Source organism: Nocardia sp. NPDC003345 (assembly GCF_053589395.1).
Genome location: NZ_JBSFRU010000098.1, coordinates 1 through 18,883, shown reverse-complemented (window position 1 = coordinate 18,883; position 18,883 = coordinate 1). Strand labels below are relative to the sequence as shown.

Sequence of the window (18,883 nt, the reverse complement as noted above, 5' to 3'; positions counted from 1 at the left end):
AAGGGCGTACCGAAGGATGTCGTCCGGCAGAAGGTCGCCGAGGCGGCGCATATGCTCGATCTCACCCGGTTCCTCGACCGCAAACCCAAGGCACTGTCGGGCGGTCAGCGCCAGCGGGTCGCGATGGGCCGGGCGATCGTGCGCGACCCCGCGGTGTTCCTGATGGACGAACCGCTGTCGAACCTCGACGCGAAACTGCGTGTGGAGACCCGCGCCAATATCGCCTCGCTGCAGCAGCGCCTGGCCACCACCACCGTGTACGTGACCCACGACCAGGTGGAGGCCATGACGATGGGCCACCGTGTCGCGGTGCTGAAGGACGGAATCCTGCAGCAGGTCGCCACGCCGCGGGAGCTCTACGACCGGCCGGCCAACGCCTTCGTGGCGGGTTTCATCGGCTCGCCCGGCATGAATCTCACCACCCTGAACGTCAGCGGCGGCGGGGTCGAGATCGGTGACTGCACGGTGCCCGTGGCACGGGCGGCGGTCGCCGATCTGCGCGAAATCGTCTGTGGTATCCGGCCGGAGACGCTGCGGCTGATCGGCGAAGCGGACGAGGGCTTCGCCGTCACCGTGGAACTGGTGGAGGAACTGGGCGCGGATGCGTATGTACACGGCACCGTGCTGAGTCCGTCCGGGGCGCACCGGGTGAATGTCCGGGTGGACGGCCGCACTCCGCCCCGGATCGGTGAGACCGTCCGCGTCGGATTGCGCAGCCATGAGGAAATCCACCTCTTCCATCCGTCGACGGGCGACCGGCTGGCCGCCTGAGAGCCCGCCACCGCGACACCGGCCGGACGCGTTCCGGCCGGTGTCGCGCGGTATCGACGGCCCGTCCCGGAACGGGCCCGCAGCATCCGGAACGCCGCACGCGCCGGCCTTCGGCCTCGGCACCACCGAAATGGGATCCGGCACCCCGCCGACACCCCGCGGCGCGACGGTCAGGAACTGTGGAAAAGCCCTGTCTCACCGTAGGTTTTGCGATACGGCCAGCCGCGGGGCCCGGACGGGATTCCCGGCGACCCGGTACACGGACCGGCATCCGAGAGCCATTCCTGTTCACCCCGGTCGACCACACGCCATGCCCCGCATTCACAGGTCTCGAAGACACGGGAGCCGTCCGGGTCGCGATGCACAGCGCGCCGGCCGTGGGTCCCGGCGGCTCGGGGCGCTCGGGCGCGGCGGCGAAGAAACATGTTTCCAGGGTAACCGCGACGGCCGCCGCGGCAGCGCCCTCCGCGCATGTCCGGGCGGGCTCCGGTTACCGCAGGTGAGATGGCCGGGCGGGCGGTTCCCAATCTCTGAATACGTATGTATTGTGAGCGGTATGCCACTCGATCCGATTGCCTATCAGCCCTACGCCGACCCCGACGATTTCATCCGGGAGGTCACCGACCATATCTGGATCGAGCGCGCGATCGGCCATATCAACGACAACTACGAGCCCGATTCCATCGTCCACGGCGTCTACGGCACCTCCACGACCGCGCAGGAGGTGATCGAGGGGACGCTGATGCGGATCTCCACCACCCCGAACCGCGTCGGCCAGGCCGAGGATATCGTCTGGGAGGCCCGCGGCGACGACGCCTTCCTCAGCTCGCACCTGGTACTGGGCACCGACCGGGAGAATATCGAGTACCGCAGCCGCAATATCGCCAACTGCCTGTACCGGCGCGGCCGCATGGTCGAGGAGTGGGTGGTGCGGGACGCCCTGTCGGTGGCGCGCCAGCTCGGCCAGGACCCCGACGAACTGGCCCGGCGCCAGGCCTTCCGCGGGTACAGCGGCTCCATGGCCGCCTCGGCCCCGGCCGATGTGATCGCCGAGGGCGGCAGCGGCCCGCGGCCCGACGATTTCCGTCCCGAAGTGGAGATGGTGCTCGAGTTCATCGATTCCGTCTGGAACCGGCGCGAACTCGAGCGGGTGGAGGAATTCTGGATCCGCGATCTGTGGCTGAACACGATCGACGACCGCACCATCGCCCGGCCCGAGGGCTACCGCCGCGCCCTGTTGCGGATGCTGCGGCCGTTCCCGGGCGGCCGTTTCGATATCCGCGACGTCGCGGCCAACGATTCACCGCGCTACGGCGGTCTGCGGATCGCGGTCACCTGGAAGTTCACCGGTAAATACGACGGCATCGCCGATTACGGCCCGCTCACCGGCTCGCCGGTCGAGATCCTCGGCATCTCGCAGTTCCTGGTGCAGTCCGGGAAGATCGTCAAGGAGACCCGGATCTACGACGATATCGCCACCCGCTCCCAGATCTACGCGCATCGCGGGGACGAGCCGTACGTGAGCCAGAACATCTACTGATCGCCGTCCGGGTCGTCGCCGCGCTCCGGCGTGGCGGCGACCCGGTTGCGCAGCAGCATCTGCTGCGCCATCCGGGCCAGTTCCCGCGTCGCCGGCGACAGCACCCCCGATTCCCGCTGGATCAGCGCGATGGTGTCGTAGAGCGGCGGGTCGAAACCCACCACCCGCACTTCGGGCGGGCAGGCCGAACTGGTCGCGACGGCGCGGGACACGATCGTGTCCCCGATCCCCCGGCGCACCAGGCCCAGTGCCGCCTCCACCTGCTCCACCTCGATCAGCGGCTCGATCTTCAGACCCGCCAGCTGGGCCCGTTCGGCCAGCTGGCGGCGGGTGGGCTCCTGCCAGCCGTAGTGCGCGTCGTAGAGGATCACCGTGGCATGGGCGAACCGTTCGACGGTCATCGCCTCGGCCACCCGGTCCGGTGCGGCGGAGGCGTAGAGGACCTCGTCCCGGACCAGCGGGGTGACCCGCAGTCCGTCCGCATCGATCGGCAGCACCACCAGCCCGGCCTCGAGCCGCCCCTCGGCGACCTCGGCGGCGACTTCCACCGAGTTCATCCCCACCAGCCGGATCCGCACCTCGGGGAACCGCCGGTGGAACTCCTCGGCCAGATCGGACAGCAGATAGTAGGAGGCGTTGCGCAGCACCCCGAAGGTGGCCACGCCCCCGGTGAGCGAGCGCACCGATTTCAACGCCCGTACCCCACCGTCGGCCGCGGCCAGCGATTGCTCGGCATGCGGCAGCAATGCCACTCCCGCGGCGGTCAGCACCAACTTTCGCCCGCCGCGGACGAACAGGGTGGTGCCGTACTCGTCCTCCAGGGTCCGGACGAGCTCGGAGACCGATGCCTGCGCGACCCCCATCGATTTGGCGGCGGCGGTGAACGTCCCGGTGCGGGCGGTGGCGAGGAAGGCGCGCAACTGCCGAAGAGTCACAGGGTTACCCTATGCCGTCCTCGGACGCTATCCGTCCGGCGTATGCTCCGGCGCGGCCCCGAGGACGGTCTCCCAGAAGTAGGCGATATGCCCGGCCATATCGATCGACCGGTCGTACATCCACTGTGTCTGGAGTCCGTCGATCATCGCGAACGTCAGCACCGCCAGCCGGTCGGCGTCGAGGCCGGCCGGGAGGCGGCCGCCGTCCCGGAGCCGGACGATCGCCTCGGCGAGGTCGGTGCGGGCCCGCGCGTAACGGAGCCGGAAGAAGTCGTGTGCGGGATGGCCGGGATCGGCGGCTTCGGAGGAGTACCGCGAGTAGAGCTGCACCAGCCCGGGGACCTCGGCGTTGTGGCGCACCAGGTCGACGATCGCGCCGGCCAGTTCTTCCGGGGCGTCCACACGCGCGCCGGGCGTGAACGTGCGCCGGTCGACCTCGTCGCGATAGCGCAGGATCTCGGTGAACAGTTGTTCCTTGGTGCCGAAATGGTGCAGCAGCCCGGATTGGCTGAGTCCTACCGCGTCGGCCAGTTCGCGCACGGTGGTGCGGCGGAACCCCACCCGCGCGACGATATCGAGCGCCGCGTCCAGGATCTCCGTCCGTTTCGCGAGCCCCTTCGAATACGAGCCACGTGCCGCCACGCGACGACTGTAGCGGCAGACCCTTGCCACCCAAAACCGAATGACATACGGTTTTGACAACGGCGTCTCGCACGACGATGTGCCCAGCGGACAGGGAGACGATATGGACAACCGAGTACCGGCGGCAGCGGGACAGGCCGCAAGCACCCGGGCCGAACGGATCGCCCTCGGCAGCGGTGCGGATTTCTGGACCACGAAAGCGGTCGGATCGGTGCCCGCCCTGACGATGACCGACGGCCCGCACGGCGTCCGGAAACAGACCGGTGCCACCGACCATCTCGGACTCTCCGGAAGTGAACCGGCGACCTGTTTCCCACCCGCGGTCGGGCTCGGGCAGTGCTGGGACACCGAACTGGTGCGGCGCGTGGGCGTGGCGCTCGGGCGCGAGGCCCGCGCGCTGGGCGTGGATGTCCTGCTGGGTCCCGGCATCAATATCAAACGCGATCCGCGCGGCGGCCGGTCCTTCGAGTACTACTCCGAGGATCCCATCCACACCGGCCGGCTCGGCGCCGCCTGGGTCGAGGGGCTGCAGAGCACCGGCGTGGGGGCATCGCTGAAACATTTCGCGGCCAACAACTGCGAACACGACCGGATGCGGTCCAGTTCCGATATCGACCCGCGGCCGCTGCGCGAGATCTACCTGCGCGCGTTCTCCCATATCGTGCGGACCGCGCGGCCGTGGACGGTGATGTGCTCCTACAACCGGATCAACGGCGTACCCGCCGCGGCGAACCACTGGCTGCTCACCGAGTTGCTGCGCGGCGAATGGGGTTTCGACGGGGTGGTGGTGAGCGACTGGGGCGCGGTCGCCGATCGCGTCGCCTCGGTGGCCGCGGGGCTGGATCTGCAGATGCCGGGCGACTCCGGTCGCGGGGATGCCCAGGTGGCCGCGGCGCTCGACGCGGGCACACTCGACGAAACCGCGGTCGACCGGGCCGCCACCACCATGACCGCACTCGCCGCCAAGGCCGTGGCGGGCCGGCGGCAGGCCGGACCGGCGCCGGATCTGCCCGCACACCATGCGCTCGCCCGCGAGGTGGCGGGTCGCTGTATCGTCCTGCTCCGCAACGACAACGAGCTGCTGCCGCTGGCCCCGGGCCGGCCGATCGCCGTTATCGGCGAATTCGCCGAGTCGCCGCGCTATCAGGGCGGCGGCAGTTCGCATGTGAATCCGACCTCGCTCGATATCCCGCTGGCCGAGATCCGTGCCGTCGCCGGCTCGGAGACGGTCACGTTCGCCCGCGGTTTCCGCACCGACGGCACCGGCGACGCGGCTACGCTGCGCCGGGCAGCCGCACACGCCGCGGCCGCCGCCGATACCGCCGTGGTGTTCCTGGGGCTGGGCCCGGCACAGGAATCGGAGGGTTTCGACCGCGACGATATCGAGCTCCCCGCCGCCCAGCTCGACCTGCTCGCCGAGATCGCGCGGGTGCAGCCACGCACGGTGGTGGTACTGGCACACGGCGGGGTGCTGCGGCTCGCGCCGGTCGCCGAACTCGCCCCGGCCGTCCTCGACGCGGCCCTGATCGGGCAGGCCGGTGGCGGCGCGATCGCCGATGTGTTGTTCGGGGTGGTGAACCCGTCGGGCCGGCTCGGTGAGACGGTCCCGGTCCGGCTCCGGGACACTCCCGCCTACCTGAACTTCCCGGGCGAGAATTCCCATGTCCGCTACGGCGAGGGTATCCATATCGGCTACCGCTGGTACGACGCCCGCGAGATGGATGTGTGCTTCCCGTTCGGGCACGGCCTGTCCTACACCGGGTTCGACTACTCCGAACCGGATCTGGGCGCCGATGATTCCGGAATCGAGATACGGGTGGAGGTCACCAATACCGGCGCGCGCAGTGGTCGCGAGATCGTGCAGGTCTACACGTCGATGCCCGGTTCGGCCGTGGCCCGGCCTCCGTTGGAGCTGAAGGGTTTCGCCACCACGGGCGAACTGGCACCGGGGGCCACCGAGCAGGTCACGATCGAGATCGCCCGCGAGGATCTGGCCTATTGGGAGACCCGCGCCGACCGCTGGGTTGTCGAAGGCGGCGACTACCGGGTCCATATCGGTGCCTCCAGCCGCGATATCCGCCGCACCGGCACGGTCGCGGTGACCGGCGACGAGTTCCGTATCCCGATCACCGCGCAGTCCACACTCGGCGAGGCCCTCGCCGACCCGAAAACCGCTGCGGCACTGGCCGAGTTGTTCTCCGGTATGGCCGACCGGATGGGCGACGGCGCGGCGCTGGGCGTCGATATGATGCGGATGATCGCCTCGATCCCACTCGACCGGCTGGCGGGTTTCGGTATGGCCGACGAGGATCTGCGCACGCTGCTGGCCGCCGCCGGCGCCGAGGACGCCGGTGACCCGTCGTAACCGTCACCGGATGCCACGGCGCCGGTCGCGATGTCACGGCGATGACAGCCGGCGGACGCGCGCCGCCTCGCGCACGAGGTGATCGCGTTCGGGCACGCTCGTCGCGGCCCGTGCGGCCTCGGCATACGACTCCGCCGCCGCGCCGAGATCGCCGGTGCGTTCCAGCAGGTACGCCCGGACGGCCGGATACCGGGGCAGGCCGGGATCCACCTCGGCCAACGCCGCGAGACCCGCCCGCGGTCCATCCGCCTCCCCCACCGCCACCGCCCGGTTCAGCCGCACCACCGGGCTGCCGGTCAGCCCCAGTAGCTCGTCGTACCACTCCACGATCTGCACCCAGTCGGTTTCCGCGGCGGTCGGGGCATCGGCGTGCAGGGCCGCGATGGCGGCCTGCGCCTGATATTCACCGAGCCGGTCGCGGGCCAGGGCGGTCTGCAGGATCGTCACGCCCTCGGCGATCAGCGCGGTGTCCCAGCGGGTGCGGTCCTGCGCGCCCAGTGGGATCAGCCGGCCCCCGGGGCCGGAACGGGAGGCGCGGCGGGCATGGTGCAGCAGCATCAGCGCGAGCAGCCCCGCGACCTCGGGATCGTCGGTGGCGGCGGCGAGGTGCCGCACGAGCCGGATCGCCTCGGCGGCCAGGTCCACTTCTCCGCTGTAGCCCTCGTTGAACACCAGGTAGAGCACCCGCAGCACGGTCGCGAGATCCCCCGGCCGGTCCAGCGGCAGACCCGAGATCCGCCGTTTGGCCCGGCTGATCCGCTGCGCCATGGTTGCCTCCGGAACCAGATAGGCCGTGGCGATCTGCCGCGTCGTCAGTCCGCCGACCGCCCGCAGGGTCAACGCGACGGCCGACGCCGGTGCCAGCGACGGATGCGCGCACAGGAAATACAGCCACAGGGTGTCGTCACCGGCGGGCACCGGCCCGGGCGGCGGTTCCACCTCGGCCGCGACCTCCCGCCCGCGCCGGGAGGTCTCGGCGCGGGCGGCGTCCAGGAAGCGGCGCCAGGCCACCGTCACCAGCCAGCCCTTCGGATCCCTCGGCGGGTCCTGCGGCCAGGTTTCCAGCGCCCGGATCAACGCTTCCTGGACGGCGTCCTCGGCCGACGCGAAATCCGCTCCGCGCCGGACGAGAACCGCCAGAACCGCGGGCACCAGTTCCCGCAGCAGTGCGTCGTTCACTCGGCCGCCGAGAGCGTCTCGGTCAGCAGCGGCCGGATCTCGAGCCATTCGTAGATCGGTTCGCCGCGATATCCGGGCGCGGCGGACAACTCGGCCGCCAGTTCGAGCGCCCGGTCCCAGGACTCCACGTCGATCACCATCCAGCCGGCCACGAGGTCTTTGGTCTCGGCGAACGGACCGTCGGTCACCGGCGGGCGCCCCGGGCCGTCGCCCCGGACGAACGTGCCCTCGGGGGACAGCGCCCGCTCGTCCACGAACTCCCCGTTCTCCCGCAGCTTGTCCGCGAAGTCCCGCATGTACTGCACGTGCGCGTCGAACTCCGCCGGTGTCCAGCGGTCCATCGGCACGAAATCGCCGACCGGCGCCGGGCCGCCGCGGTAATGTTTGAGCAGTAGGTACTTCATATCGGTTCTCCTTCGTCGTCGCGGCCCGCACAGCCGCTCTCACCCCTGGGACGGAACCCGCACCGCGTTCTCGACATCCACAGCATGCCGAATCGGAAGAATTTTCCGGTCCCCGGCGCGGATGCCCTCCCGGCTCCGGGTAACGGCGCGCTGTGGCATTTTTCTCGATGCCCCCACGCCGGGCTCCGGATAGGTTCGGAACCGGGCCCGGTATGGGCGACGAGGGAAGAGGTTCGCCATGGCGAAGGTGTTCACGGGTATCGACGAATCGCTACGCGATTTCATCGGCGCGCAGGCGATGTTCTTCGTCGCGACCGCTCCCTCCGACGGCGGTCGGGTGAACCTGTCGCCCAAGGGCTACCGCGATACCTTCGCCGTCCTAGACGACCACACCGTCGCCTACCTCGACCTGTTCGGCAGCGGCGTGGAAACCATCGCCCATCTGCGGGACAACGGCCGGATCACCATCATGTTCTGCTCGTTCACCCGCAACTCGCGCATCCTGCGCCTGTTCGGCACCGGCCGAGCCGTCCGGCCCGACGATCCGGAATTCGACCGCCTGCGACACCATTTCGGCGCCGGCCACCCCGGGGTCCGGATGGCGATCGTGGTCGAGGTCGACCGGATCGCGGATTCGTGCGGGTATTCGGTTCCCTACTACGACCTCGTCGGCGAACGCCCGGTCCTGGACGCCCATCACGCCCGCGTACCGGAGGAGAAATACGCGCGGCGCATCACCGGCGACAACGGGCGCAGCATCGACGGCCTGCCCGCGCTCGAACCCGGACATCCGCTGCCGGGCTCGTTCGACGGGCGCAGCCCATAGGTTTTCCCTTACCTTACGGCAGGAACTACACGGGTTGTCCATTGACGCCGCTCACCATAGCGTCGAGACCATGAAGTTCACCCCCGCCCGCCTCGCCGAACTCGACGGCTCCTTCCAGATCCTCAAACGCCCCGGCCTCGACCGTCCGGCCGCCCAGCGCGACCCCCGGGTCATCGAAACCGTCTCCGAGATGCTGTCGGCGATCGAGAAGGGCGGGTTCGACGCCGTCCTGTCCTACGCGCGCGCACTCGACGGTTTCGAGTCCGCACAGGTCGAACTCGGAGCCGCCGAGCTGGCGCGGTCGGGCGATTCGCTCTCGCCCGAACTGCGCACGGCCCTCGAACTCGGCCACGAGCGCACCAGCGCCTTCGCGCGGGAAACCCGCTCGCACCTGGTGGATTTCGAAACCCAGCTGGCCCCCGGCCTGGTCACCGGTGTGCGGTACGTGCCGATCACCCGCGTCGGGGCCTACGTCCCCGCGGGTCGTTTCCCGCTGCTGGCCGGGGCGTTCATGACCGTCGGTGTCGCGAAGGTCGCCGGGGTGCCGACCGTACTCGCCTGCACTCCGCCGCGCCGCGACGGCACCGCCGACCCCGCGGTCCTCTACTCCTGCCATCTCTCCGGTGCCGACCGCGTGTATGTACTCGGCGGTGTGCAGGCGCTGGCCGCGATGGCGTTCGGGCTGCTGGGCGAGCCCGAGGTGGATATGCTCGTCGGCGCCGGTAACGCCTATGTGGCCGAGGCCAAACGCCAGCTGTTCGGAAAGGTCGCGATCGATCTACTGGCCGGCCCGTCGGAGGTCGCGGTGATCGCCGACGACACCGCCGACCCCGCCGTCGTCGCCGCCGACCTCCTCGGCCAGGCCGAGCACGGCACCGAATCCCCCGCCGCACTGGTCACCACCTCGCGCCGGCTGGGTGAAGCCGTGATAGCCGCGGCCGACAAGCAGCTCGAGACGCTGAAGACCCGCGATATCGCCGGGCCCGCCTGGCGTGATTACGGGTCGGTGACCTGGGCGAAGGACCCGGCGACGGCGGTAGCCCTGATGGACGACCTGGCTCCCGAGCACCTCGAGATCCAGACCGCCGACGACGAGTACTACCACAATGCCCTGCACAACTACGGCTCGATCTTCCTGGGCCGCTGGAGCACCGTGGCCTATTCCGACAAGGGCATGGCAGGCACCAACCACGTGCTGCCCACCGCCGGTGGCGCCAAGCACAGCGCGGGCCTGTCGGTGTCGCGCTTCCTCAAACCGCTGACCTATCAGCGGGTGGAGAAGTCCGCCACTCCCGAGGCCGCCGGTGCGGTCGAGACCATCTCACAGTACGAAGGTATGGCCGCCCACGAAGCGACCGCCACCATCCGGCTGGAGGCCTACCGGGCCGACGCGGACTGAACGGTGACGCCGCGGCGGACCACCCGTCCGCCCGGCGAATCCGCGGGCGCCCCCTCTGTTCGGAGGGGGCGCCCCTTTTCTGGGGCCCATGTTGTCCGAGCGCATCTCGGACGCGGTGGCGGTCGCCCACCCGGCACCGGAATCCGGCTAGGCCGGCGCGGCCGAGCCGCTCCGGCGTGTCCGGGCGACCACCGTGGCGATGACGACCACCACCGCGGCGGCCACCGCCACCCCGGCGACCGTGGCCGACTCCGGAGCATCCCCGAACCTGGCGACCGCGACCCAGACCAGGCCCCAGACGACAGCGGCCGGAGCCGCGATCCGGCCACGGCCGATCACGCCCAATGCCGCGCCGATCAGGGCGGCACCCACCAGGACCACCACGGCCCACGGTTGGGCACCCAGCACCAGATCACCGGCATCGCCGGCTTTCAGCGCCGCGGCGACGTTCGCGACCGTGGCGACGACGATCCACCCCAGGTACAGGCCCAGCGTCCCGTCCACGAGTACCGCTTCCACCCCGCTGCCCGGATGAGATCGCAGGCAGCCCTGGAAGATTACGGCCAGGGTCACCAGCAACGCGAGGATCACCACCGCGCTCATACCGACCCGATCCCATTGCACCGACCCGATCCATACCGCGTTCAACAGGAACGACAGCGCGACGAGCCACCCCAGTTGCCGCATCCGCGGGTTGTCGCGCTGCGCAGGCAGGGCATGCCACACCGCCAGCGCCAGGAAGCCCACGTACAGGAGTGACCAGATACCGAAGGCACTGCCGCCCGGAGCGACGAGGGTCGCGTCGGCGGACAACGCGCCGCCCGCCGCGCGGGAGATCGGAGTACCGCCCATGGCCCCGGATCCGAGGAAGGCGGCGATCACCGCGACCACCGCACCGAGGACCACCGCGACCTGTCTGCAGATATCAGCTGTTCGCACCGTCACGTGAACCGAATGCCCAGCGGACGAGTACGCAATCAACCACCCGGAAAGTCGCGCTCGCCGTCCGGGCGCCGCATGTCGCCGAGAGTAGTACCGCCGGAACCACCGTGCATGGGGTCGGCGGACGCCGCTGCAAAAATTTAAGTCAGTCGCTTGACTTGTGCTGCCGATCGGGTGTTTGCTGTCGAGACGGTATGCGGAGGAGCGATGATGACCGCCGAGCACAGATCCACGCGGGCTATGCAGGTCAACGCGACCCGGGAGGCGATCCTGACCGCGGCCGAACGCCTGTTCGCCGAGCGCGGTGTGAACGCGGTATCGAATCGTCAAGTGAGTGAAGCGGCGGGGCAGGGCAACAACGCCGCGGTGGGCTACCACTTCGGTACCAAGCCCGAACTGGTGCTCGCGATCGTGCGAAAACACCAGGCGCATACCGAAATGCTGTGCCGGGAGCGGGTGGCCTCGGTGGGCCCCGCTCCGGAGGTGCGGGACTGGGTGGAGTGCCTGGTCCGCCCGGTGACCGAACATCTCGGTGCGCTGGGGCGTCCGAGTTGGTACGCGCGTTTCGTGGCCCAGTTGATGCCCGATCCGGCCTTCCGGCATCTGCTCACCGATGAATCGCTGTCGTCGCGGGCCTTGCGATCGGTGATCTCGGGATTGCACCGCGGCCTGGAGCATCTACCCGCCGAGGTGCGGCGGGAACGAAACCTGATGGCGAGTCTGCTCATCGTGCACAACTGCGCCGAGCACGAACGCGGATCGGCCGCCGAGCCGGACGACCCGCTCGCGAGCTGGGATATCACCGGCACCCGGCTGGTGGACGCGATCACCGGCCTCTACCTGGCGCCGCACACCCGATGACCGCGATCACCGTGTCGCGCGACGCCGCGGTCGTCACCGATTGGAGTTCTCATGGACACCCGACCCTCCGATACCACTGACGGAACCCGGTCCGTGCATCGATTGGCCACATCGCGCCTGCGGTTCGAATGGGGGGACGAGCGATACCGGCTCGATATCGTCGCGCACAGTGTCCGCGACGCCGTCGAGCACGCGGGGGGCTGGCTCTTCGACCGGGCGGTCGCGGGATGGGAGGTATCGGTGCTGGTCACCGAACCCGCCGACGACCGGCCGCTGCGTATTCTCGGCGCCCGGATGCTGAATCTGCGGACGGTTCTGGACTCCGGCGGATCGAACCGGCAACCCCATGCCCTCGCGGTCGCGACCGGCGTTCTGGAGCGCGACGCGCGGATGAGCAAGGGGTTGCACGCCGCCCTGAACGACGGCGGTCTACAGGTCGTGGGGTGGGGTGAGGGCTGGCCGAAGGCGCCGGGCTACCGGGTGGATCCGGTGGTGCACCGGCTCAGCGCCGCGGCGCGCGCGTTCAAGGCGCAGGCGCTGACCGCCACCGGGACCCGCACCACCGCGCCGGAACTCGACTCCGTCGAACTTTTCTGCAGTGGAGCCGCATGGTGGCCACCGGTGGCCACCGACCTCAGCCCCCTGAAGTCCGGCACACCCGGGCGGACCGACGCGGTTCCGGGCGGTGGCGGTGGTCCCATTCGGTGAGGCCTGCACCGGGTCGGGTCGGCCGCGCCCGACCAGGCTCCGGATGCCGCCGCGCCTCGCCGATACCGTCACACTGGAGCCGTGACTGCCGAGCTGCGTTCCCTCACCGTCGAAGTCGATACCGGCCGCTGGCGCGGGACTGTCCTCGCGGACGTGGATCTGCGCGTGCCGGCGGGGCAGATCACCGCGCTGCTCGGCGGCCCCGGCGCCGGCAAGACGATGATCGCCTACGCGCTGACCGGCCGGCTGCCGGAATCCGCCCACAGCACCGGAGAAGTGCTCGTCGACGGCAGCGTCGGCTATATCCCGCAGGACGGTATCGACGCGTTCGACCCGCACCGCACGGTCGGCGACCGGCTGCGGGAGCTGGCGCGGCGGTATCGGACCCGGACCGTCGAACAGGCCTGCGCGGCCGCCTGCTACCCGGCCGAGGCCCGGGAGCTGCTGCCGCGCCACAACTCCGCGGGCCAGATCCAGCGCGCCGCGCTCGCCGCCGCCCTGCTCATCGGGCCGGCCGTCCTGATCGCGGACGGCCCGACCGCGGCCCTGGACCGGGGCAATGCCTTCGCGGTGTGGAAAACATTGCGCGAGTATGCGGATTCGGGTGCCGCCGTGCTCGCCATCACCCACGATATCGAGTTGCTCACCGCCACCGGTTTCGCGAACCGCCTGGTGATCATGAGTGCGGGCCGGGTCGTCGCCGAGGGGACACTGCCGGAACTCTCGGCCGCCACCGACCCGCGGGTGGCCATGTACTTCCGCATGGCCTGAGGCGGCTCCAGCTGTGTCAGGGCCAGGTCCGTCGGGCCCGCAGGCCGGCGATACCGAGGGCGAAGTCGGCCAGGATCTCGAAGATCGCCGCGAACCAGGAGAATCCGGTCACCCGCGCCGAAGCCGGTGGGTTGATGAAACTGTCGCTCAGCGGCCCGAACCAGTCCGGGAACAGGTGGACCAGGATGAACGCGAACGCACTGACGAAACCGATTCCGATGGCCGCGGCCGGTGCCCATCGGTGGCGGGTGAACACCAGCGCGACGGTCACCACCGCCAGCACCATCTGGATTACTCCGAGTGTCATCACGAGCATCGACACCGTATCCATGCCCCGGCGGAAATGATCGGCGGCGTGCACGGCCAGCGCGATCGCGAAGATCACGGTCACCCGGCGCAATACCGTGTTCTCCGAACCGGAAACCCCGGGCCGGTCCGCTGTCGAGTCGATCACGAGCCCCTCCCATCATCTCGAGCTACGACCAATGGTAGTAGAGATATTCCGGTGCGCCGGGGTTTCGGCACCCCGGATCGGGGACGGTCCCGGAATCGGGGTGGCCACTATGGGATCAGCGCGACGATATCGGCGGCGGCGGCGACCCGGCCCAGTACCGGGAACACCCGGGTGATCGACCGCTCGTGACCGGCCGGATCGGGATCCGATACCGCGTCGGCGGCCACGATCACATCGAAGCCCAGATCGTAGGCGCTGCGGGCGGTCGACTCGACGCCGAAGGTCGTCGCGAGCCCCGCCACCACGACCGTGGTCACCCCGCCGGCGCGCAACCGCTGCTCGAGGTCGGTGCCCGCGAATCCGCTCCACGCCCGCCGGCGCAGCAGCGGTTCGTTCCCGGTGGGTGCGACTTCCGGGGGTATCTCGGTCCGGTCCTCGTCCCAGCTCCGGCCGGAGTCCGCGTAGGCGGTACGGCCGTCCGGCGTACCGGTGGCGACCAGGTGCACGACGGTATGGCCGGCCTGACGGAATCCGGTGAGCAGGAGCGCTACCCGGTCCAGCAGGAGATCAGCGGGAACGGCGCGCGCATTGGGCAGTGTTCCCGATTGCATATCGACAACGACGAGAGCGCTGGCTGCGGGGAGTTCGGTGAGCGGCATACTGTCGATCCTGCCCGATCCTCCCCTTTCAGGTTATACCCGATCCGCGGACCTCATGAGATTCCGGATTGTGGTCCATAATCGCCCGTCTACTCGGAAACCAACAGGTCAGGAGAGTGTTATGGGTTACGCGCCGGGATTGCGGGAGATCGGCCGGACGCGCCTCCGGGAGGTCGGTGGCAAAGGCGCGAACCTCGGTGAACTGTCCCGGATCGAGGGCGTCCGGGTACCGGACGGTTTCTGCGTGACGACCGCCGCGTATCAGCGGGCCGTAGCGGCCACGGCGGGGATCGGCGAACTGCTCGACCGGCTGACGGACCTGGAACCCGGCGATCGGGAACAGATCCGCGTGCTGAGTGCGCGGATCCGGGAGGTGATCGAAGCGTCGGGTGTTCCCGACGAGGTCGCGGCGGATGTCACCGCCGCTCTCACCGGCCTCGGCGCGGACGGCGCGTACGCGGTGCGGTCCAGCGCCACGGCCGAGGACCTGCCGGCCGCGTCGTTCGCGGGTCAGCAGGACACCTATCTCAACGTGGTGGGTACTGCGGAAGTGCTGCGGCATATCGGCAGGTGCTGGGGTTCGCTGTTCACCGAGCGGGCCGTCACCTACCGGCTGCGCAACGGGTTCGACCACCGCGCGGTGCTGATGGGGGTGGTCGTGCAGCGGATGGTGTTTCCGGAGGCCGCGGGGATCATGGTCACCGCCGACCCCGTCACCTCCAACCGGAAGGTCGTATCGGTGGACGCCGGTTTCGGGCTCGGCGAGGCCCTGGTTTCGGGTCTGGTCAACGCGGATGTCTACAAGGTTCGCGACGACGTCGTCACCGAGCGAACAGTGGCCACGAAGACTGTCGCCGTCCTCCCCGATCCGGCGGGCGGCACCCGCCTGCGGGAGATCGACGGCGAACCGCGGAACCTGCCTGCACTGTCCGAGGCCCGGGTCCTGGAACTCGCGCGGTTGGGCCGGCGGATCGAAGCCTATTTCGGCGGCCCGCAGGATATCGAGTGGTGCCTGGCCGCCGACGGTTTCCACATCGTGCAGACCCGGCCGATCACCACCCTGTTCCCCATTCCCGAAGCCGCCGACGACTCGAACCGGGTGTACGTCTCCGTCGGCCATCAGCAGATGATGACCGACCCGATGACACCACTGGGAATCTCGGTCTGGCAGCTGACCAGCCGGGCGCCGATGCGGCACGCGGGCGCCCGGCTGTTCGTGGATGTGACCGGCCACTTGTCGACGCGGGCCGGGCGGCAGGCGCTGATCGACGCGCTCGGTAAATCCGATCCGCTCATCGGCGACGCCCTGCGCACGGTTCTGGAACGTCCGGATTTCCTGCCTCCGGTACCGGCGGACTCCCCCACCGGACCACCGGCCGGCGGCGGACCCGCCCCGATCGAAACGGACCCGGCTGTGGTCACCGAACTGATCGCGGACAACCGGGCCTCCGTCGACAAGCTCGCGCGCGAGATCGAGCCCTTGTCCGGACCTGAACTGCTCGATTTCATCCTGGCCGATTTTCCGGAGATGCAGCGGCTCATGTCCGATCCGCGCAGCTACCAGGTGATCATGGCGGGTATGGAGCCGGCCTGGTGGCTCAACGACCATATGCGGGAATGGCTGGGCGAGAAGAACGCGGCCGATACGCTCGCCCAATCGGTTCCGCACAACATCACGTCCGAAATGGGCCTGGCGCTGCTCGACGTCGCTGACGTGATCCGGCTGTACCCCGAGGTGGTGACCTTTCTGCGGTATGTCGAGGATTCCGGCTATGAGGATCGCGGCTTCCTCGACGAACTGGCGGGGTTGCCGGGTGGCCCCGAGGCACGGGCGGCGATCGACTCCTATCTCGACCGGTTCGGTATGCGCTGCGCCGGCGAGATAGATATCACCCGGCCGCGTTGGGTCGAACGTCCCGCGGCGCTGGTGCCGACGATCCTCGGCAATATCAAGAGCTTCGAACCGGGCGCCGCCGAACGCCGATTCGAAACGGGTCTGCGCGAGGCCCGGCAGAAGGAACAAGAACTACTCGCCCGCCTGCGCGCACTCCCGGACGGCGCGGCGAAAGCCGCGGAGACCGCGCGCATGATCGACCGGCTACGAACCTTCTCCGGCTACCGGGAATACCCCAAATATGGCATCGTCAGCCGCTATTTCCGCTACAAACAAGCACTGCTGAGCGAGGCCGACCGGCTCGTCGAGGAAGGGGCACTGGGCCATCGGGAAGACATCTACTTCCTCACCTTCGACGAACTACATCGGCTGGTACGCACCCGCCGCGCCGACGATGAGCTGATCGCGGCGCGCAAGGCCGAGTTCACGCGGCACCGGGCCCTCACCCCGCCCCGGGTGCTCACCTCGGACGGCGAGACGTTCGCGGGCGAGTACCGGCGTACGGATGTACCGGCCGGAGCGCTGGCCGGGATGCCGGTGTCCGCGGGCATCGTGGAGGGACGGGCGCGCGTCGTCTCCGATATGGCCCGGGCCGACCTCGAGACCGGCGATATCCTCGTCACCGCCTACACCGACCCCAGCTGGACCCCGCTGTTCGTCGCGATCGCCGGCCTGGTGACGGAGGTCGGCGGCACGATGACCCACGGCGCGGTGATCGCCCGCGAATACGGCCTACCGGCCATCGTCGGCTTAGAGCACGCCACCCGGCTGATCCGCGACGGCCAGCGGATCCGCGTGAACGGCACCGACGGCTACGTCGAGATCCTGTCCGACGCGGGATAGTCCCGGGCGGCACCCGACCCGGATCCACGGATCAGGCCGGGGCGATACGCACGACCGGTCAGACGCGTTCCTTGGACCGCGTCCGCACCCGCAGCGCGATCGGCTTCTGGGTTTCGGCGAAGAAGTCGTTGCCCTTGTCGTCGACCACGATGAAGGCCGGGAAATCCTCGACCTCGATCTTCCAGACCGCTTCCATACCCAGTTCCGGGTATTCGAGGACCTCGACGGATTTGATGCAGTCCAGGGCGAGCCGGGCCGCCGGACCGCCGATGGAACCGAGATAGAAACCGCCGTGCTCCTTGCACGCCTTGGTGACCTGGGCGGAGCGGTTGCCCTTGGCGAGCATCACATGTGACCCGCCGGCCGCCTGGAACTGGTCGACGTAGGAGTCCATACGGCCCGCGGTGGTGGGGCCGAAGGAACCGGAGGCATAGCCGTCGGGGGTTTTGGCCGGGCCGGCGTAGTAGACGGCCATATCGCGCAGGTACTGCGGCATCTCCTCGCCCGCGTCCAGACGTTCCTTGATCTTGGCGTGGGCGATATCGCGGGCCACCACCAGCGGACCCGACAGCGAGAGCCGGGTCTTCACCGGGTATTTCGACAGTTCCGCGCGGATCTCGTCCATCGGCCGGTTCAGGTCGACCCGTACCACGTCGCCGCCGAGAATGACATCGGTCTGCTCGGGCAGGTACTGGGCGGGCTCGCGTTCGAGCTGCTCCAGGAACACACCCTCGGGGGTGATCTTGGCCAGCGCCTGCCGGTCGGCCGAACAGGAGACCGCCAGCGCCACCGGGCAGCTGGCGCCGTGGCGGGGCAGCCGGACCACCCGGACGTCGTGGCAGAAGTATTTACCGCCGAACTGGGCGCCGATCCCGAAGGACTGGGTCAGCTCGAAGACTTTCTGCTCGAGTTCGAGATCGCGGAAGGCGTGCCCGGACATCGAACCCTCGGTGGGCAGATTGTCGAGATAGTGCGCGGAAGCGTATTTGGCGGTCTTCAGCGCGAATTCGGCGCTGGTGCCGCCGATCACCACGGCGAGGTGGTAGGGCGGGCAGGCCGCGGTCCCCAGCGACCGGATCTTCTCGTCCAGGAACTCCAGCATTCGGGTGGGGTTCAGGACAGCCTTGGTCTCCTGGTACAGGAACGATTTGTTGGCCGAGCCGCCGCCCTTGGCCATGTACAGGAACTTGTAGGAGGGTTTCGCGGGATCACCGGGCGCCGAATACAGCTCGACCTGCGCGGGCAGGTTGGATCCGGTGTTCTTCTCGTCCCACATGGTCAGTGGCGCGAGCTGCGAATAGCGCAGGTTCAGTTTCGTATAGGCGTCGAAGACGCCCCGGCTGATCCATTCGGCGTCGTCGGCGCCGGTGAGCACGCCCTCGGATTTCTTACCCATCACGATCGCCGTACCGGTGTCCTGGCACATGGGCAGGATGCCGCCGGCGGAGATATTGACGTTCTTCAGCAGATCCAGCGCGACGAAACGGTCGTTGCCGCTGGCTTCCGGATCGTCGATGATGCTGCGCAGCTGCGACAGGTGCGCGGGCCGCAGATAGTGACTGATGTCGTGCATCGCCTCGGCGGTCAACATCCGCAGCACCTCGGGGTCGACCTGCAGGAAGGTCCGGCCGCCGGATTCGAAGGTGGCGACGCCCTCGGTGGTGAGCAGCCGGTACGGGGTGTCGTCGGC

At 69.2% G+C, this 18,883-nt stretch carries 17 protein-coding genes; 9 read left to right on the top strand and 8 right to left on the bottom strand.

Translation table 11 applies throughout. The features are described from left to right. On the top strand, positions 1 to 771 hold a 771-nt coding region (locus ACWDU1_RS13735), incomplete at its 5' end, for an ABC transporter ATP-binding protein (RefSeq protein ID WP_449998468.1). Between the two features lie 556 nt (positions 772 to 1,327). After that, a complete protein-coding gene (locus ACWDU1_RS13730; RefSeq protein WP_449998466.1) occupies positions 1,328 to 2,311 on the top strand; it encodes an ester cyclase in 984 nt (327 codons plus the stop codon). Here ACWDU1_RS13730 and ACWDU1_RS13725 read toward each other — a convergent pair. Both ACWDU1_RS13725 and ACWDU1_RS13720 read right to left on the bottom strand, forming a co-directional pair. Next, positions 2,305 to 3,246 carry a LysR family transcriptional regulator gene (locus ACWDU1_RS13725; protein ID WP_449998465.1) on the bottom strand — a complete coding sequence of 314 codons (942 nt, stop codon included), beginning with the start codon at positions 3,244 to 3,246 and terminating at the stop codon, positions 2,305 to 2,307. The two genes, ACWDU1_RS13730 and ACWDU1_RS13725, sit on opposite strands and share 7 nt — an antisense overlap. Positions 3,247 to 3,273: 27 nt before the next feature. Next, positions 3,274 to 3,888, bottom strand: a complete 615-nt coding sequence (locus tag ACWDU1_RS13720; RefSeq protein WP_449998464.1) for a TetR/AcrR family transcriptional regulator — start codon at positions 3,886 to 3,888, stop codon at positions 3,274 to 3,276. Between the two features lie 103 nt (positions 3,889 to 3,991). Between ACWDU1_RS13720 and ACWDU1_RS13715 the strand changes: the two genes are divergently transcribed. Continuing rightward, positions 3,992 to 6,253 carry a glycoside hydrolase family 3 C-terminal domain-containing protein gene (locus ACWDU1_RS13715; protein WP_449998470.1) on the top strand — a complete coding sequence of 754 codons (2,262 nt, stop codon included), beginning with the start codon at positions 3,992 to 3,994 and terminating at the stop codon, positions 6,251 to 6,253. Between the two features lie 33 nt (positions 6,254 to 6,286). Here the strand turns inward: ACWDU1_RS13715 and ACWDU1_RS13710 are convergent, their stop codons facing one another. Both ACWDU1_RS13710 and ACWDU1_RS13705 read right to left on the bottom strand, forming a co-directional pair. After that, positions 6,287 to 7,432, bottom strand: coding sequence for an RNA polymerase sigma factor (locus tag ACWDU1_RS13710; protein WP_449998463.1), 1,146 nt, complete (start codon positions 7,430 to 7,432; stop codon positions 6,287 to 6,289). Further along, positions 7,429 to 7,836 carry a YciI family protein gene (locus ACWDU1_RS13705; RefSeq protein WP_449998462.1) on the bottom strand — a complete coding sequence of 136 codons (408 nt, stop codon included), beginning with the start codon at positions 7,834 to 7,836 and terminating at the stop codon, positions 7,429 to 7,431. The genes ACWDU1_RS13710 and ACWDU1_RS13705 overlap by 4 nt, the downstream gene beginning before the upstream one ends. Before the next feature lie 238 nt (positions 7,837 to 8,074). Here ACWDU1_RS13705 and ACWDU1_RS13700 point away from each other — a divergent pair, with 238 nt between their 5' ends. Continuing rightward, positions 8,075 to 8,662, top strand: a complete 588-nt coding sequence (locus ACWDU1_RS13700) for a pyridoxamine 5'-phosphate oxidase family protein (protein WP_449998461.1) — start codon at positions 8,075 to 8,077, stop codon at positions 8,660 to 8,662. 70 nt (positions 8,663 to 8,732) lie between these two features. After that, positions 8,733 to 10,061, top strand: coding sequence for a histidinol dehydrogenase (hisD, locus tag ACWDU1_RS13695; RefSeq protein WP_449998459.1), 1,329 nt, complete (start codon positions 8,733 to 8,735; stop codon positions 10,059 to 10,061). A 147-nt stretch (positions 10,062 to 10,208) separates the two neighbouring features. Here the strand turns inward: hisD and ACWDU1_RS13690 are convergent, their stop codons facing one another. After that, complete coding sequence (locus tag ACWDU1_RS13690) at positions 10,209 to 11,000, bottom strand: tryptophan-rich sensory protein (RefSeq protein ID WP_449998458.1); 792 nt, start codon at positions 10,998 to 11,000, stop codon at positions 10,209 to 10,211. A 213-nt stretch (positions 11,001 to 11,213) separates the two neighbouring features. Here ACWDU1_RS13690 and ACWDU1_RS13685 point away from each other — a divergent pair, with 213 nt between their 5' ends. The 3 genes from ACWDU1_RS13685 (at position 11,214) to ACWDU1_RS13675 (ending at position 13,343) form a co-directional block, all read left to right on the top strand. Further along, positions 11,214 to 11,864, top strand: coding sequence for a TetR/AcrR family transcriptional regulator (locus ACWDU1_RS13685; protein WP_449998456.1), 651 nt, complete (start codon positions 11,214 to 11,216; stop codon positions 11,862 to 11,864). 102 nt (positions 11,865 to 11,966) lie between these two features. Further along, a complete protein-coding gene (locus ACWDU1_RS13680; protein WP_449998454.1) occupies positions 11,967 to 12,572 on the top strand; it encodes a hypothetical protein in 606 nt (201 codons plus the stop codon). A gap of 81 nt (positions 12,573 to 12,653) precedes the next feature. Beyond that, entirely contained in the window at positions 12,654 to 13,343 is a 690-nt protein-coding gene (locus ACWDU1_RS13675) for an ATP-binding cassette domain-containing protein (protein WP_449998453.1), read from the top strand. Positions 13,344 to 13,359: 16 nt separating this feature from the next. On the opposite strand, the gene ACWDU1_RS13670 is transcribed toward ACWDU1_RS13675, so the two are convergent. Next, the gene (locus ACWDU1_RS13670) at positions 13,360 to 13,797 is read right to left on the bottom strand and encodes a hypothetical protein (protein ID WP_449998451.1); all 438 of its coding nucleotides are present in this window, start codon (positions 13,795 to 13,797) and stop codon (positions 13,360 to 13,362) included. Between the two features lie 107 nt (positions 13,798 to 13,904). Beyond that, positions 13,905 to 14,456 carry an isochorismatase family cysteine hydrolase gene (locus tag ACWDU1_RS13665; protein ID WP_449998449.1) on the bottom strand — a complete coding sequence of 184 codons (552 nt, stop codon included), beginning with the start codon at positions 14,454 to 14,456 and terminating at the stop codon, positions 13,905 to 13,907. A 121-nt stretch (positions 14,457 to 14,577) separates the two neighbouring features. Here ACWDU1_RS13665 and rph point away from each other — a divergent pair, with 121 nt between their 5' ends. Continuing rightward, positions 14,578 to 17,193: a rifamycin-inactivating phosphotransferase gene (rph, locus tag ACWDU1_RS13660; RefSeq protein ID WP_449998447.1), complete on the top strand. Its 2,616-nt coding sequence runs from the start codon at positions 14,578 to 14,580 to the stop codon at positions 17,191 to 17,193. 58 nt (positions 17,194 to 17,251) lie between these two features. On the opposite strand, the gene ACWDU1_RS13655 is transcribed toward rph, so the two are convergent. Then, a partial coding sequence (locus ACWDU1_RS13655; RefSeq protein WP_449998445.1) for a fumarate hydratase occupies positions 17,252 to 18,883 on the bottom strand: 1,632 nt, incomplete at its 5' end.

Excerpts from the sequence above, each read along its gene's own strand:
- ACWDU1_RS13730 (WP_449998466.1), top strand. The coding sequence starts at position 1,328 with ATGCCACTCGATCCGATTGCCTATCAGCCCTACGCCGACCCCGACGAT.
- ACWDU1_RS13715 (WP_449998470.1), top strand. The coding sequence starts at position 3,992 with ATGGACAACCGAGTACCGGCGGCAGCGGGACAGGCCGCAAGCACCCGG.
- ACWDU1_RS13705 (WP_449998462.1), bottom strand. The coding sequence starts at position 7,836 with ATGAAGTACCTACTGCTCAAACATTACCGCGGCGGCCCGGCGCCGGTC.
- ACWDU1_RS13700 (WP_449998461.1), top strand. The coding sequence starts at position 8,075 with ATGGCGAAGGTGTTCACGGGTATCGACGAATCGCTACGCGATTTCATC.
- hisD (WP_449998459.1), top strand. The coding sequence starts at position 8,733 with ATGAAGTTCACCCCCGCCCGCCTCGCCGAACTCGACGGCTCCTTCCAG.
- ACWDU1_RS13685 (WP_449998456.1), top strand. The coding sequence starts at position 11,214 with ATGACCGCCGAGCACAGATCCACGCGGGCTATGCAGGTCAACGCGACC.
- ACWDU1_RS13665 (WP_449998449.1), bottom strand. The coding sequence starts at position 14,456 with ATGCCGCTCACCGAACTCCCCGCAGCCAGCGCTCTCGTCGTTGTCGAT.
- rph (WP_449998447.1), top strand. The coding sequence starts at position 14,578 with ATGGGTTACGCGCCGGGATTGCGGGAGATCGGCCGGACGCGCCTCCGG.